This is a genomic window from Ornithinibacillus halophilus, assembly GCF_900129485.1.
Lineage (GTDB): Bacteria > Bacillota > Bacilli > Bacillales > Amphibacillaceae > Ornithinibacillus > Ornithinibacillus halophilus.
On record NZ_FQVW01000034.1, the window covers coordinates 17,286 to 33,753 of the forward strand.

Below are 16,468 nucleotides of genomic sequence, written 5' to 3' on the forward strand. Positions count from 1 at the left end.
TTTTGATGAAAGGTAAAATAACGATACTAATCATTGTCGCAATCACAGTTATTGCTGTTATTTTCACTTGGTTCTATATGCAAAGTATTGTTGAAGAACACAATGTTGATGAACGATCTAGCAGTGAAATAATAATGGATGTAGACGATATTTTGAAACTAGGTTGAGAAAATAAAAGATCCGAACTGTCATTTTTGTACAGTTCGGATTATTTTATATGCTTATCAGTTTGTAATTATTTCCACCATTGTTCTTAACTTCATATAGTGCACCATCAGCAGTTCGCAAAAAGCTATGTACGGATTCAAGTTTTTGTGACGAGTATGCAACACCGACACTAGCAGTTAAATGAATTTCTGTTCCCTGAATATTCCAAGGTTTTTCCACATTTGAAACAATCCGGCTAGCAATATCGACCACTTGATCCTTACTTGAAATATCTGGAAGCAACACGACAAATTCATCGCCTCCCAAACGAGCTACAACGTCACTTTTTCGTACCACTTCTTTAATCCGCTTCCCAAATTCAATGATGACATGATCACCCATTTCATGTCCATATGAATCATTTACAGGTTTAAAGTCATCTAAGTCTAAAATGATGAGTGCTAGATTCGTTTTACCTTTTGTAGATAATAATTCCTGTTCAAATCGATCAATAAAATATCGACGATTAGGAAGGCCCGTTAATACATCATGGTTAGCAAAATACTCTAACTCCGTTTCATAGTCTTTCCTTAACGATATATCCCTTGATACAACAACCATGTATTTAAATTGATTCCGGTTATCGTAAATAGGAGAGCCATGTAACTCGGACCAAATCCAACCGTCTGTTTTATGTCGTTGCCTAAATTGTTCGACCCAAGCTTCTTTAGAATTCTTCGATAGTTCAAATGTTTTCTTAACTTGTCCAATATCATCGGGATGGAGATTATAATAGAACTTTTCTCCAACATAACTTATTTCATCATAACCTAAAATATCCTTGTAGGATGGTGAAACATAAATAATCTCCCCGTCATGATTTAATACGGTAATTAAATCACGAGAGTGCTCCGTAATGATCTGGAACATATTTTCACTTTCATTAAAGCGATTTCGCATATTAATGAGTGCAGTTATATCCTTACATATGACATATATTCCAACAATCTCATTATTAACAACGATTGGTGTCAATTTCACGATTAACTCTACAATTTGGTTATCCTTATTTCTAATACGAATACGAAACTCTTCTAAAATTCCATCTAAGGCGAGCCTAAAGTATTTTTGGCATTTATCCTTATCTTCTTCAACCACTAAAGCATTGTATCGCTTGCCAGCTACTTCTTGAGATGTATAGCCAGTCATTACTTCTAATGAACGATTTCCTGTAATAGCATAGCCATTTTCATCTAGAGTTAAAACGGCATCCAAATTATAATCAAATAACGATTGATACCTTTGTTTACCTTCAATAAGCATTTCCTTCGATTTCTCAGCTTTTCTCTCAGCAATTTTACGCTTAGTGATATCCTTTGTTACTGCAACGATATGCGTACATTCTTGATCCTCATTAAAAATAGGGGTTAATGTATTCTCAGCATAACGTGTTTCTCCCATAGGGGACGGGTAATAATCCTCAAAAACAAGTGAATCTTTTTGCAATAAAACGGTATCATACTTTTCTAGCAAAAAAAGCCATTTTTCTTCAGATACTACTTCCTGAATCGTTTTCCCTAAAATATCATCAGAAAAACCAGCAAACTCACGGACTGCCTGATTAATAAAGCTATAGATGTACTGTCCGTTTCGAACTTCCATCACATAAATCATATCTTTGATGCCATTTAATAAAACATTATTCAATAACACATCATTCATTATCATTTTAACTCATCTCAGACTTTCCCTTAAAAATTAGTTCACCTGTGTATAGTAACTAGTTCTTAAGTATCATTATAACGTTTTCAACGCCAAATTTCACCTAATAAACGTTGATTTTCTGAAAAATGAATAATGGTGTAAATCATGAAAATAACAAATGTGCAGGCACTCAGAAGATACTAATTTCGAAATACTTTCTTAATACTATATCTCTTATATTTTTACTACCTCTATAATGCCCTTTTTTTTGACTTTCCATGTAGATATATTCACTTCCACTGTTGCTAATTAATGACTCGAATATAATGCCCATTCTAATCAAAAATTAAAAGCAAAAGGAGGGATGAAAACTGAAAAAGACATTGTATTTCCTATTTATTTCGCTTGTTATATTAATGATTGGATGTGCTGCAGATAACACATCCCCTGAGAGACAAATAACACCTGGTGAGGTTGCACAAGATGACAGCCACACAGGTGATCAATATAGACAACTTTCCATCAGGAACAAAGACCCAATTCTCTTTCCTACAGAACTTGAAGCACCCGAACAGGATGATTCAAATAATGATTCGTCCATTGAAAAGCCTGAAAAAGTAGATGTGAAAGGGATTTACCTCAATCCTGTGTCACTTCGAGAAGATAAGATTGATCAATTTATTGATTATGTCAAAGCCACAAAACTGAATGCAGTCGTCATGGACATTAAGGATGATTATGGAAAACTGACGTATGACTCAAACATCGACATGGTTAATGAATTAGGCTCAGACAGTAACCCTCCCATTAAAGATTTGAAGGCATTTATTAAACGACTAAAAGATGAAGGAATTTATACAATTGGTCGGATCGTTGTTTTTAAAGACCCTTATTTGATTGAGAAACGACCAGAATATGCGATCAAAAGAAATGATGGATCTATTTGGAAAAATGGTGCTGGTACTCCTTGGATTGACCCTTACAAACAAGATGCTTGGGGTTATATAACCAATATCTCCAAAGAAATTGCAGATAGTGGTATCGATGAAATCCAATATGATTATATTCGTTTCCCAGAGAATGCTAAGAAAGTGAATCTTGAGGTCACGTATGACAATCCAGAAAATATTGATAAACAAGTTGTCATTCAAAATTTCCTGAAATTCTCAAGTGAACAATTAAAGGATAAGCCTGTATATGTGTCGGCAGATGTATTCGGATTAGTAACTAGTTCCAATGATGACATGGGGATTGGTCAAAATTGGGAAAGCCTATCACCTTACCTGGATTATATCTCACCAATGACCTATCCATCCCATTATGCTCCAAACACTTATGGAATTGGAAACCCAGATGCAGAACCATATGAACTGATGAAAAATGCGATGCAAGATGCTGTTACGAAAAATGAAAAACTAAAACAAAATGGCGAGGATCCAGCAATCATACGGCCTTGGATCCAAGACTTTGATTATAAACGTGCTTATTCCGTAACTGATGTCAAAAATCAAATGAAAGCACTGGAAGAACAAGGTGTCACCCAATATTTAATTTGGAATGCACAAAACGTGTACACAAAAGAAGCTGTAAACTAAAAATAGCCAATTAGGACAGGTATCCCCTGTCCGTACATAGTATTATTTTTTTATACTATCAATTTTTTGCAAAATAATACATGATATTCAAAAAGTATATTCCTCCTCCCTATAATTTGATATTATAAAAATATAACAGCAATATCAGGAGGAACCAATGCAATCTTCATCTATATTAAAGGATTCTTCGATTGTATATCGTATTGAACCTTTTTATTTTAAACAGAATAATTTCAATCGAAAAAGCGTACCAGGGTATTCTACGTACAGCTTTTCAAAGCAAATGTTTTATGAACACATAGACAATTTAATGTTTTTAGAAGAAGATGATGACTCTTTCCAGAACCAAATTGCCAAGGCATTTGAAATTGATTGGAATCAACGAAAAAAAATAACATACGATGACACCTATCAGCAAAAAGAGTTTATTTTCCCAGAAAAAGGGACTCATTATGAATATTTAGTCGAGGAAAAGAAGGATAAAAAAACAAAAGAGATTCTACACCAACGTTTTATTCGTTTTTCCATTAATAATGTCCAACTCATTATTAGTGAGACACAAGTTGGCTTTATCGTATATGACCTTAAAGTTGTTGGGCTTTATGATGTGATTAATGGTGAAAAACACCATTATAACTTGACGATTGAAAATTATGATTGGGCTATGTACTACTTACGTAAATTACAGGTTGCAGAAGAAGGCTATCTTAATAAATACATACGGGACCCTGAAGCAATTGCTCGGATGAAGGACTACCAACAACGTAAAAACGAAGTAAAAAAAAATAAGCTCGATTTTGAAGAGAAAAAGCCAGCCGATCCAAAATTGATATCTATACCAATCAAATGGACAGATTTAACTGCTGGTTTGTTACGTGAACTCGGGGAGACAGGGAGTTTTTCAAATCAAAAGGATATCGGATACCATTCCCTGTTATTCACATCTGCCTATGTTCAACATCCAACGAACATAACTTCAGAAGAACATGACTTATTTGAATTATTGGTTGCCAATAAAACGTACAGAGTTAGTCATGGGTACAAGGAGACGTATCATAAAAAGACGACACTTGATGATGTAGTTCGCCCATTTGATAATGTTATGTGGAGCTTATCCGCTGAGGGTGTATCTAATCTAGTCTATACAGTCGATGACAAGCAGACGATGAAATTCTTTAAGAATACATACAAAAATAGACGGGAAACGAATTATTACTATATGTACGTACTTGCATTACTCCAAAAATATAGTTTGCTGTACTTTACGATTAGCACGAATGAGTTGTTATTCCAATCATCCGTATATTTGGGAGAGGAAATGACTTGGGAAGCAAGAAATGAAGAATTAAAACGGACAAGAGAATTCCAAGCAAAGATGCTAAAATTCACGATTCATGGTTTTTATGAGCAAGTTTCTTATCATACGCACTACAATGATTTATATGAACAACTGATTAAAGTTAACCGGATACCAGAGTTAAAGCAGGAACTTTCACCTAAGATTGAGGCCTTTCATCAAGTCGTAGAATCGCTCGTTCATGAGCAAAATGAGAAAGAAAAAGAGCAAGCTGAACTCGAGAGAAGACGTTTACTAGATGAGGAAAAACGTTCCCAAGAGAAACAGAATAGTATTATCCAAACAATTACTTATTTCCTCTTACCAGCAACTTTAACGACTGGAATTTTAGGGATGAATATTCCTTGGATTACTCAAAGTAGCAATTTCTTCTTGGCCTACGCAATCTTTGGAGTCACTTTGCTTACAGCAATCTTATCGTTAATCTTAAATAAAGGGATAAAGGGAGTATCAGCGAAAGTTGTCATCATACTTTCGATCCTAGCGTTGTTTGCTTTTGGTGTTTGGGATGCCAACACCAATGACGAAAAGCCACAAGAAGAAAATCAGGAAGAGAATAAAGAAGAAGATTCACCTGAAGAAGAAGCATAGAACACTTAGGGACACGGTGCCATTCTGGGACTGTGTTCCTTTTTGTTCTTCCCACCCTCAAATTCCCTCAAAATTGTTTTTTCCTTCTTGTTAATTTCCATTAGCTTAGCAATTTGTTTCCATGGCTTCTATAATCTCACCACTTTGATCATCTACTTGAACGGTACCGTATTCACAATCCTTATCTACCTCCCATTCCACGATATACTTCCCACTACTGTTGCTCACTGATTGTATTGTTATTTCATTTTCATCTCTGTTGAAGTCACCAGTAAGATGTTCTAAAACAATTGTTTCGGCTTCGTCTTCTGTTATTTTAGGACTTGCACTTTTTTCATCACACGCACTAGCAATAAGTAAGATGAAAACGACGGTAAAAGTAAAGCTGTATTTTTTCATTTTCCCCCTCCTTTACTCAAAGACGTTGGTTTATTGAAACTAATCATTCTTTTTGAAGTTATTTATATTAAATTTAGATATGATGAAATTCAGTACCTAATAAAAAATGAATATATTTAATAAAAAACTAAGAGGATTAATTGATAAGCCATTATTTCCAGTGAAAAAATTAGTTGCAAACCACATACTGGTTGGTTCCTTTTGATAGAAAGTTATATTGTTAAAAGGGAATCCAAATACATATTTACCCATACCCTCACTACTATAACTACTAGGGACAACAGTAGTGATAAGAATACACAGTATCACGCTAAATCCTAACAGCTTTTTATTTAAGCGCATCAAAATATCCCCCCTTATATTTTTTTACAAAAATACAATCTGTTACTGATCAATAAACTTCATTAGCCTCTCTGAATTCTCCGTTGAGACATTTTCAGATAATCGTGCACCAGCAATAATTGGAGCCCATTGAAATACCTCAGACTTCGCAATCCCACTCTTTTCACAATAAAGTTGGACATACAAATCAGCTATTTCCTGTGAAAGTTGCGAATATAAAAGATAGGTCCGACAAACATCTGCGCAAACATCTCCAATACTTGAGTCAACCCAATCGATTACGAACACTTCGTTATCGGTCTTTATCAAATTAAACAAATGAAAATCTCCATGACAGAGCCTATTCTCATAAGTAATGGAATCCAATCTTCTTAACAGATTAAACTTTTGTATTTTACTTAGTTTGCTTGATGCTTCAATTTGTCGGGATAATTTGGTATGCATTGGTTCTATTCTCTCTAGTTGTGGTTTAATAGAGTGTATGTTTATTTGTACATCGACTGATATACGTAGGTAATGTCCAAGTTGCTCCTTGTTCTCTTGGATGACATCTCCTAATGTTTCTCCCCTTATATATTCCATCACTATTGCTTGCGAACCATTTATCTTCGTCACTTCTAACACCTTAGGAACCGGTAATCCACAAGAATGGGCAAATATTTGCTTTTTTGCTTCTTTTACAGATTCTGTATCTGGAAAATAATCATTAAAAACCTTCACTATTTTATTATTAAGGCGATAAATTGTTGCAGTATTTCCCTTAGCAATTGGGCTACCTAATTCCATTGAATCTTCTCCCCACTATCATTTCTAAAACAGGGTTTCGTTTTTATTATCACTCTTCATTAGTTCAGTGTATATTTTTCATAATATTCATACATATATTAACATATTAAGTTGCATTTAAAAACACCTAAAATATCAGCATATATACAACAATACTTAGGGAATTTCATTATGTAATAATTGAATATAAAAAAAATTCAACTTTATGTTAAAATCATGATATATAATGTTTATGAGAAGGGAAAAAAATCACGTAAAGATGAGGTTATTTCTAAAATATTCCACCGTATACCAAATCCAAGGTTACGATGATATGGACTACAAGGGAATGATGGGAATTGAGTAAGGATAATAATCAAATTATTGATGTTCTAAATAAAGTAACATTATGGGATTTAGTTCTGTTTATCCCTACTACTCTACTATTTTCTTATTTACCTAATAATAATCTAGTTGATATATTTATTAATATTTTTATATTCATATTTTGTACTATAGGCGTTATTACAGTATTTCGAATGGTTAAAGGACATTTGTTCAAGTAAGGGACACATAGCAATAAGAACTATTTAAAATCTTGGAGGTTATTCAATGGCGGGAGCAGTCGTATCTATTCTATTATTTGGCTTTTTATTATTATACTCATTTGATTTTACTAAATTAAGACAGCAAAATACAACAATCATTGAGCAGAACGAAAGGATCATTTCTTTATTGGAGGAAATTAAAAATAAATAGTGTTAATTCATACGAGGGAGATTTAGAATGAAAAAAGTAAAAATTTTATTTATTACAGGTTTATTGTTATTTATGATAGGGATTTATGTATCTACATTTTTAACAACGCATTGGGTGATAATCGGTACATTACTTGCAGTTTTAGGTGGTTTTCTAATGGGTGGTAGCTCATACTTCCTGCCTAGAGATAGTAAATGAGTAATCTCCACATACGTTTTATACTAATATATTATTTCCATCTCATTTTTAATCAGCAAGAAGGAAAAAAAACTGGAGTGCTATCAAATCATCGCTATACTGTCGGATTTCGTGAACAGCGTGATTACATTGGGGTATCGACGAGGTGAATTTTAAGAATGTCGAGCTTCAGTAAAAGAATATTGTCCATTACCAAGGAGCTTGTTCTAAACAAGCCCCTTTTAAAAAATTTTTAGTTAATACATCTAGTCAATCGGATAAGCTGTTCAACTTTTTCTATATCATCTAGCTGTGTTTCATCTATTTCTTGTAAATACTCAAAAATAAACCGTGCATTTGGTGCCTTCTTTAAGGTATTGAAGCGCCCATGTAACTCATTTTTCACATGCTCGATTTGTTGATTATTTCCTTTTTCCATGGTAATACGCAATTTTTCTGCATACATACCTAGTTGGATAACTTTGATCGTCACACCACTATACTGGGAATCACATCGTTCAATTCCATTATTTAAATACGTATTGGCTAACTTATCTTTGCCCTTCTTAAAAAGATATATTGCCATATTCCAGTAAATAAATTGCATCGGATGGATCGAGCGGTAATTTGCCCCTAGCTCATCAACACTAATATTTTCTTGATTCAATGCTTCATACATTTTGTCAGCTAACGCATCATTTCCACTCACCTTAGATGCAGCCATAATTTTATAGTATGTAAAATATTTATAGATTTCTCGAGGCACTTCTTCTTCTTTAAAAGTTCTTAACAAACCTTCCAATCCAGCATTTTGATCCACTTCACTTGCTTGAAATAAACAAGAAATTGCCTTTTCAAATTCTTCTCCCTCAGAATAAGCCTGTGCTTTATATAGATATTGCCTTTCTTCGTCCACATCAATTGTAAAATGCTTCAATGCTTGGTCATAATCATCAATCGCTTTTTCTAGATTTTGCTTATCTTGATGAATAAGCATTGCATACCCCTGACCTCTCGTTCCATAAGCTTTCCCAAGAGTCTCATACATATCTGGTTCGTCTGTATCCAATGCCTCATCCTCTAACAAATCAAGCAATTGAACCATTTCCTCCAAAATAGAAATAGCCTTAGTCGAGTCTGCAATCGAACCATGGATATCCATGAGATTCTTTTGATGGATTGCACGTCGCAACTTGTATAAATTATAATACTCAAATTTAACCATGATATCTTTTACCAATGCTAATTGTTCCATAAACAAACGATCCTGTTCATTTGCTTTCATACTACCTTCCCGAGTGTATAACGAATATAAATAAAGGATGATATCCAAATGAAACTCCGGCATTTCAATATCAAATTCCTTTAATTTAGGAAGGAGCTCCTCTTGCATCGCAATCAATACTGGTCTGATAAAGTGATAATTTCGTTCAATTTTAATAAATGTTTCAATTTCAGATGAGATGTTACGTAGTTGAATTCGTTGACCATACTCGTCTAATTCCTGTAGTTGCTCTAATGCAATGCTCAGGTAAGGTTCTTTGAATTCTTTATTCGACTCTAAAAAACATTCAAAGATGACTTCACTAATATCCCCTTCTGCCAATCGCCTTTCAATATCTTGCCTTGGAGAATTTTCAAAGAAAGAAAAAATAAACTGGTTCTGGTACAGCTCTTCAATCCGGTCTTTTTGCTCGCTAGTAAATTTTGAAGAAGTTCTAGTTAAATATGTATTACACACACCATCTGCTAACATTAGGCGTGAACTTTTTCGGGCATCTCCAAAATGAACATCATATTTCCACTTGTTCTTTCGAGTTAACACTTTTCTAGCTAGGCCAACAATAATTCGCTCTCGAAGACGTTCCTCGTATTCTTGTTCCTCGATGATTCCATATCCTTTTTCCATGTTTTTTCTCGTCGCAATCAGGATATCAAGTTCAAAATCACCGTACATCGCTGATAAACGTAATAATAATTGAATGATGCCTTCAGCCAGAACGTTCAAGTATGTTGTGTCGCCGTCAATGATTTTCACTCGTTCTTTATTTTGAAAAATTACTAGTTCTCCATGTTTTTCCTTGATTGCTTCAAGAAGTGCCATATTTTCATGACCACCTTCTTGATTGAAATGGACATAGTCTTTGCCTATCATTTGTCTTGCACTTTCTTCGGTAATATCACCCTTCTCCACAAGCACTCCACCAACAAGTGATGGATTTAAATAATCCTTATGATCACTTACAAAATCACCACTCTCATCCAACCAAAGTTCTAACTGCATCCAAACCCCTCCGATTTTTATTTTTCTCACGGACGCCTGTCCCATTAATTGTAGTATACCATGATATGCCTCTTGATTTACTTCACGTTGGGAGGAAAAGTAGGGAGTAACGGAATGAGGATTCATTGGAGTTTTGTGGTGGTTCTCGTTCCGTTATTTGCTGAAAATGTACTAGTTTTGGAGTGGACACGGATTCTCGTTCCTTTATTGATAGCTTTGCGATTGATTTTGGATGGATTTAGTGGAATAACGGAAACACGATTACATTCCGAATGAAAACCGTGCTTTTTTTGGGGGATAGAGGAATGAGGATTCATTGGAGTTTTGCGGTGGTTCCTCGTTCCGTTATTTGCTGAAATTATACTAGTTTTGGAGGGGATACGGATTCTCGTTCCTTTATTGATAGTTTTGCGATTGATTTTGGATGGATTTGATGGAATAACGGAAACACGATTACATTTCGACTGAAAAACGTGCTTTTTTTGGGGGATAGAGGAATGAGGATTCATTGGAGTTTTGCGGTGGTTCCTCGTTCCGTTATTTGCTGAAATTATATTAGTTTTGGTGGGGACACGGATTTTGGTTCCTTTATTGATGGATTTTCGATTGAATTTGGATGGATTTGATGGAATAACGGAAACACGATTACATTTCGACTAAAAATCTCGCTTTTTCTAAGGATTAACGGAATGAGGATTCATCAGAATCGCGTGGTGGTCCCTCATTCCGTTATTTTCACTAGATTTTATGATCGTTCATAGTACATGGCAAAGAAGGATAGGCTGTGCTCAAAGCCTCCTTGAAGTTCTCTAATTTGATGGTCTAATGTACTCCTAGTTACAAAAGGACTATGTTGAATTTCAGAAATACTATCTTCTAATGCCAATAGATTCTCGATTAGATCGGCTAAGTACTGTTTTTGTTCAGTCGTATAATCTTCTTGAACCATCAAACTGAGCAGTATTTGTCTTGCTTGCACGACGTCAAATAACATAGTATCGAAGTCTAATTTATCAATCGTAATAGATTCCTTATTTACTAACCATTTCTGTTCAAATATTGGTAATATGTATTGCGTTCGGTCAATCTTTAGATTTTTCATTTCTTCACTTGCTTTGTCAGCTTCATAGATTTCTTTAAACTCATTTAAGTCAGCAACATAACCTTCTACTACAAAAGGGTCTGGTGAATATGTCATACTCTTTTTCATACTAAAAGATGAATACGGGAAAAACCAGGTCATTAATGCTAGAAAAATAATAATAAAACCAATTACTGCTGCAACACTAAGGGAAATAACTTTTGCTTTTTTTGTCATGATCAAACTCCTAACACTAGATTACTTAAATTATCTAAGTATTAGTTTATCATAAAAAACGACCACCATTATAGCAGTCGCCTAATTCGTTAATATGGAAAGTGAAATTCGATAAAGTTTATCATCTTTATTCTCTGCTGAGCCACGTCCATCTGTATTATTGCTAATGAAATATAGATATTCGTCCTCAATAAAAACGTCCCGTAATCGTCCTAAATCGGAGACCACTTCTCGGTATTGGCCCGTTTCCATATCAAATTCTAATAGCGCTGTTCCTCTCAATGCTGCAACATACAATTTATCACCATCCATATCCATTCCAGAAGGTGCCCATGTTTTGTCAGGACCTGAAGTGAAAATCGGGGTAACCATTCCCTCCTGTTCTTCATTACCTTCAATAATTGGCCAACCATAATTCTTTCCGACTTCTATCCGATTAATCTCCTCATTTGCGTTATTTCCGTGTTCACTAGAATAGAGCGTCCCATCCTCATCCCAGGTTAGTCCTTGAGGATTTCGATGACCATAACTGTAAATGTACGATTCAGCGATTGGATTATCACTAGGAATTGACCCGTCTAGATTTAACCTTAAGATTTTTCCACCTAATGAATCTACATCCTGGGCAATCTCCTCGATATAGGCATCCCCTGCTGTGGCATACAGTTTTTCATCTGGCCCAATTTTCAACCGGCCTCCGTGATGCCAAGAACCACTTGGGATTCTGTCCAACAACACTTTTTCTTCTGTCCAAACATCATCCTTTAAAGTAAGAGTGACTATGCGATTAAATTGACCAGAACTATCTTCATAGGTGTAGTACGCGTAGGCAGTTTTTGTTTTTTCAAAATCTGGAGAGAGGACAAAGCCTAACAGGCCAGCTTCTTGTGCAGTTGCAAGTTTCTTTTTTAACTTAACTTCTTGCCGGTCCACATTCCCACCTTCTATTTTCACAATTGCTCCTGGTCTTTCAGTTAGAAAAAAAGTATCGTTATGTTTTTCAATCGACCACGGAATTTGAAGTTGATCGGCAATAACTTCTACTTCTTCATGTATATTAACCATTACTTCCCTTGCCTCATCATTCTTTTCCTCTTTTTCAGAGGATTTCATCCACGAGCACCCCACTACTAAAAACAACATGCAAAAAAGAAGGGCTATTATTCTACGCATTGGCTAACACCTCGATCCAAATTAAATTGATTTCCTACTATACGGTATTTCTAGTTCGTACGCTAAATATACCTTGTCCTTGCATAAATTACTGCCCGTTACATGTGGGAAAAAAATAAGGCAATTCACTTTATCAGTAAATTGCCTTAGACACACTTTATACGGATTGAATTGCTTTGTTAACCGAGGTATTCCCAGAAACGATCTGAAATTCTTTTCCAATCGTCGACTCATTTTCTAAAGTTGCTTCGATGACACGAGCTACATCTTCTCTAGGAATTTTACCGATTTCTAAGTCAAATCCAGCTTTAACTTGACCAGTTCCTTTATCATTCGTTAACCCACCAGGATGGATGATGGTATAATCCAAATCTGTCCCTCTTAACCACTCATCAGCATAATATTTTGCTGCTACATATGGGGCAAATGATTCTGGTGCTTCAAGGATTGCCTTACGTCTCGTATCAAATGAGCTAATCATGACAAAGCGCTTCACACCAGCTACTTTTGCTGCTTCGACTGTTTTTATCGCACCATCTAGGTCGACCATAATTGTCTTATCTTTTCCAGTGTGTGGTCCAGATCCTGCTGTAAATACAATTGCATCTACCCCTTCAGCAGCTTTGGCAATCGAATCAATGTCACCTTCTAAATCCACAACAGCCGTTTCTGCACCTAAATCTTCAAAAAATGAAGCTTGCTCTTCGTTACGAATCATGGCTCTTGCTTCCAAGTTTTTGTTCTCTTGTATAAATGAAACTAAATGTTTTCCAATTTGACCATTTGCACCTACAACAAGAACTTTCATCTTTTCAACATCCTTTCTAAAATTAACTCCCATTTTATTCTTACCACGATTGTAAAACGAATGATCAACCAAAGTCTAGAAAACAGGCCTTTATAATTCTCCGTACCCGAAAAAAAATCCCAAGTAATGACTCATAAGACACTACTCAGGACGAATACTTATATGTTTAACATAATAGTTACTTTAAACAAATCACCATCTGTTTCGATGTCAAGACTCCCACCATGTAACTCAACAATGGATTGAGCAATCGCGAGACCTAAACCACTTCCTTCTGTATGACGGGAAGTATCACCGCGCTTAAACCGTTCAAATAGTTCATCACTGTTTTCACTTAACTCGTATTTTGATACATTTTTAAAAGTGATGAATGCTGTACCATTTTCTGCCTTTAAATCAATGTACACTCGTGAATTTTCCAATGAGTATTTCAAGATATTAGCAATTAAATTATCAAATACACGCCAAAGCTTTTGCCCATCAACAACTGCATTTACCGGTGGATCGTCACTTGATATGCGAAATTGTAGACTAGAATCCTGAATAACATCATCATACTCAGCTAACGCCTGTTGCAACAGTTGAACGAGATCGACTTTTTCCTTTCGCAACTCCATCGTTCCACTTGCCATTTTAGATACTTCGAATAAATCATCTATAAGTACCTTCAAACGCTTTGATTTTCTATCAATAATCTCAATGTATCCTGTTCTTTCTTCATGACTAATATGTTCCTTTTTTAATAGTTCTGTATACGTGATGATGGATGTAAGGGGGGTCCTTAAGTCATGACTAACATTCGTGATTAGCTCCGTCTTCATCCGTTCACTTTTCGCCTGTTCCGTCTGTGACACCTTTACCCCATGCTTCAGTAGATTAATATTTTTTGCAAGGGTTGTTAACGCAGATTTGCCTGTTAGTTCTATATCTTGTCCTAGATTTCCAGCTGCAAGCTCATTGGTATTATCTACAATTCGATTAAAATACCCTATCTTATTTAAAATAATCATCCCCATTGGAATCCCAACAACCCCTAATAAAAGAAGATATAGAAATATAAATATAGGATGAATTACCGTTATAACAGCAGCAAAACCAAGGGCAAAAACCATTCCCGCTAAAACAAATACTTGCGTTCCTGTTGTTCGGTCGAGAAATGCCTCATGTACCCGTCGTGATAGTTTGGAAAACATCGTCTTTAAAATAAGAAACAGTTTAACTATGATACTATTTCTCCATAAATCTCTGACATATTCCCAATCCTTGTTCGTTGTATAATGTTTGAACGATTCTTTAATTGTTGTCATAAAATAGATTCCTTGAATCACGGTGATTGCCATTCCAATGGAAAATAAAATAATAGAGGCAACTAATGCCATTGGAAAACCTGTATAGCCAGCAAAATAAAAAACTTCGTTGACCAATAATAACAATGCTAACCACGTGAATAATCCTGATATAACGAACAACCCTAACCTAAAGTCAATTGGGAATATGTCGTAGAACTTCCTCCAACTACGAATCGTAGCCCTCGTTTTCTTTGCCAGTTTGAGGATAATAAGAACTAAGGGAAAGGCAAGTAAATTAATAGAAACCGCATTCCAATAGACTAATAAGAGAAGGCCAATTATGCCAAGCGTAAATAATACCGAACTTGTCATAATCCAGAAAACACTACTTTTCCATTTTGTAGCCAATGCCCCACACCACCTTCAAATATCTAGGATTTTTTGCATCGATTTCTATTTTTTCGCGTATCTTGCGGATATGTACGGCTACCGTATTTTCGGCATTATAATTCGGCTCTTTCCACACCCGTTCATATATTTCATTAATTGAAAATACACGCCCAGCATTAACCATGAGAAGTTCGACAATCTTGTACTCTATTGGAGTCAGCCTAACAAGTTCATCATTCACTTTGACTTGTTTAGATGCTTGATCTAATGTGAGCCCATTCAAATCAATTACTTTGTTTACTCCTTCAAATGTGCCTAAAGCAACATATCTTCTCAGCTGAGACTTCACACGTGCTACAAGTTCCATCGGGTTGAATGGCTTCGTTACGTAGTCATCTGCTCCAACTTGTAGCCCTAGTATTTTATCAGTGTCTTCACTCTTTGCACTTAAAATGATGATAGGGATATTCTTTTCCTCACGAACTTTATGCGTTGCCGAAATTCCATCTAGCCTTGGCATCATAATATCTAATATCATTAAATGCACCTCATGCTCGTGCAAAAGCTCCAATGCCTCAATTCCATCCTTTGCCTTTAAAACGGTAATCCCTTCATTTTTTAAATAGATTTCTATTGCATCTCGGATTTCTTCTTCATCGTCCACAACCAAGACTTGATAATTGTTCACCGTCATCCACACCTCCAAAGCCTTTTGCTTATCTCTATAGTAACCATCAAATCTTAATATTTATGGGGTAAATTTCTTAAGGTTTTCTTAAGTTTCTCAATTTGATTCTTAAACTCTATTATATCGGTTAGGTTGAGGTGGGTAAATGATTGGGAAGTGGTATTGATGGGGGTGGTTGTGGGGGTGGGGACATATTTTCCGTTATTTTGCGGCTACAGGAGGTTTTGGTAGGTGGATGGGACTTCTGTTCCGTTATTTCACTATAAATCCATTAAAACTGGGGAGATTTTGGTGAATAAGGTATCTGATGTCCGATAGATTCTTATAATCGACTTATTGCTCGGAATAGCGTATCTGATGTCCGGTTAGCCTGGGGCGGCATTTAGGGACTGTACCGTGGGGACATATTTTCCGTTATTTTGGGATATGGGAGGTTTTTGGGGGTGGATTGGACTTCTGTTCCGTTATTCAGCTGAGAATCTATTAAAACTGGGGAGATTTTGGAGAATAAGGCATCTGATGTCCGATAGATTCTTAAGATCGACTTATTGCTCGGAATAGCGTATCTGATGTCCGGTTAGCCTGGGGTGACATTTAGGGACGCGTGCTGTGAGGACATTTTTTCCGTTATTTTGCCGCAACAGGAGGTTTTGGGGTTGGATTGGACTTCTGTTCCGTTATT

At 35.6% G+C, this 16,468-nt stretch carries 16 protein-coding genes; 6 read left to right on the forward strand and 10 right to left on the reverse strand.

Translation table 11 applies throughout. The features are described 5' to 3' along the window. Window positions 1-5 precede the first annotated feature (5 nt). Entirely contained in the window at window positions 6-167 is a 162-nt protein-coding gene (locus BUB12_RS17740) for a hypothetical protein (protein ID WP_159431583.1), read from the forward strand. 46 nt (window positions 168-213) lie between these two features. Here BUB12_RS17740 and BUB12_RS12580 read toward each other — a convergent pair whose 3' ends face one another. Continuing rightward, on the reverse strand, window positions 214-1,869 hold the full coding sequence (locus BUB12_RS12580) for a sensor domain-containing protein (RefSeq protein WP_072891273.1): 1,656 nt from the start codon (window positions 1,867-1,869) through the stop codon (window positions 214-216). 398 nt (window positions 1,870-2,267) lie between these two features. Here BUB12_RS12580 and BUB12_RS12585 point away from each other — a divergent pair, with 398 nt between their 5' ends. Both BUB12_RS12585 and BUB12_RS12590 read left to right on the forward strand, forming a co-directional pair. After that, a complete protein-coding gene (locus tag BUB12_RS12585) occupies window positions 2,268-3,446 on the forward strand; it encodes a putative glycoside hydrolase (RefSeq protein WP_143155635.1) in 1,179 nt (392 codons plus the stop codon). Window positions 3,447-3,603: 157 nt separating this feature from the next. Further along, the gene (locus BUB12_RS12590; RefSeq protein ID WP_072891274.1) at window positions 3,604-5,394 is read left to right on the forward strand and encodes a CorA family divalent cation transporter; all 1,791 of its coding nucleotides are present in this window, start codon (window positions 3,604-3,606) and stop codon (window positions 5,392-5,394) included. A gap of 105 nt (window positions 5,395-5,499) precedes the next feature. Here BUB12_RS12590 and BUB12_RS12595 read toward each other — a convergent pair whose 3' ends face one another. The 3 genes from BUB12_RS12595 to BUB12_RS12605 form a co-directional block, all read right to left on the reverse strand. After that, window positions 5,500-5,793, reverse strand: coding sequence for a hypothetical protein (locus BUB12_RS12595; RefSeq protein WP_072891275.1), 294 nt, complete (start codon window positions 5,791-5,793; stop codon window positions 5,500-5,502). Window positions 5,794-5,889: 96 nt separating this feature from the next. After that, a complete protein-coding gene (locus BUB12_RS12600) occupies window positions 5,890-6,135 on the reverse strand; it encodes a hypothetical protein (RefSeq protein WP_072891276.1) in 246 nt (81 codons plus the stop codon). Between the two features lie 42 nt (window positions 6,136-6,177). Beyond that, window positions 6,178-6,921 (reverse strand): phosphotransferase family protein, encoded by a 744-nt coding sequence (locus BUB12_RS12605; RefSeq protein ID WP_072891277.1) that lies wholly within the window; start codon window positions 6,919-6,921, stop codon window positions 6,178-6,180. Between the two features lie 338 nt (window positions 6,922-7,259). Here BUB12_RS12605 and BUB12_RS18070 point away from each other — a divergent pair, with 338 nt between their 5' ends. From BUB12_RS18070 to BUB12_RS17895, 3 genes are read left to right on the forward strand one after another with little or no spacing between them, the layout of a single operon-like run. After that, a complete protein-coding gene (locus BUB12_RS18070) occupies window positions 7,260-7,466 on the forward strand; it encodes a DUF6007 family protein (protein WP_234982705.1) in 207 nt (68 codons plus the stop codon). 46 nt (window positions 7,467-7,512) lie between these two features. Then, entirely contained in the window at window positions 7,513-7,659 is a 147-nt protein-coding gene (locus BUB12_RS17890; RefSeq protein WP_200801071.1) for a hypothetical protein, read from the forward strand. A 27-nt stretch (window positions 7,660-7,686) separates the two neighbouring features. Beyond that, a complete protein-coding gene (locus BUB12_RS17895; protein WP_200801072.1) occupies window positions 7,687-7,857 on the forward strand; it encodes a hypothetical protein in 171 nt (56 codons plus the stop codon). 232 nt (window positions 7,858-8,089) lie between these two features. On the opposite strand, the gene BUB12_RS12615 is transcribed toward BUB12_RS17895, so the two are convergent. From BUB12_RS12615 to BUB12_RS12640, 6 genes are all read right to left on the reverse strand, one after another. Next, window positions 8,090-10,120: a hypothetical protein gene (locus BUB12_RS12615; RefSeq protein ID WP_072891278.1), complete on the reverse strand. Its 2,031-nt coding sequence runs from the start codon at window positions 10,118-10,120 to the stop codon at window positions 8,090-8,092. A gap of 745 nt (window positions 10,121-10,865) precedes the next feature. Further along, window positions 10,866-11,438 carry a hypothetical protein gene (locus BUB12_RS12620; protein ID WP_072891279.1) on the reverse strand — a complete coding sequence of 191 codons (573 nt, stop codon included), beginning with the start codon at window positions 11,436-11,438 and terminating at the stop codon, window positions 10,866-10,868. An 81-nt stretch (window positions 11,439-11,519) separates the two neighbouring features. Continuing rightward, window positions 11,520-12,611 carry a PQQ-dependent sugar dehydrogenase gene (locus tag BUB12_RS12625; RefSeq protein ID WP_072891280.1) on the reverse strand — a complete coding sequence of 364 codons (1,092 nt, stop codon included), beginning with the start codon at window positions 12,609-12,611 and terminating at the stop codon, window positions 11,520-11,522. A gap of 157 nt (window positions 12,612-12,768) precedes the next feature. Beyond that, entirely contained in the window at window positions 12,769-13,419 is a 651-nt protein-coding gene (locus tag BUB12_RS12630) for an SDR family oxidoreductase (protein ID WP_072891281.1), read from the reverse strand. Between the two features lie 158 nt (window positions 13,420-13,577). Beyond that, on the reverse strand, window positions 13,578-15,116 hold the full coding sequence (locus tag BUB12_RS12635) for a sensor histidine kinase (protein WP_072891282.1): 1,539 nt from the start codon (window positions 15,114-15,116) through the stop codon (window positions 13,578-13,580). Then, complete coding sequence (locus BUB12_RS12640) at window positions 15,094-15,786, reverse strand: response regulator transcription factor (RefSeq protein WP_084063334.1); 693 nt, start codon at window positions 15,784-15,786, stop codon at window positions 15,094-15,096. The genes BUB12_RS12635 and BUB12_RS12640 overlap by 23 nt, the downstream gene beginning before the upstream one ends. Between the last annotated feature and the right edge of the window lie 682 nt (window positions 15,787-16,468).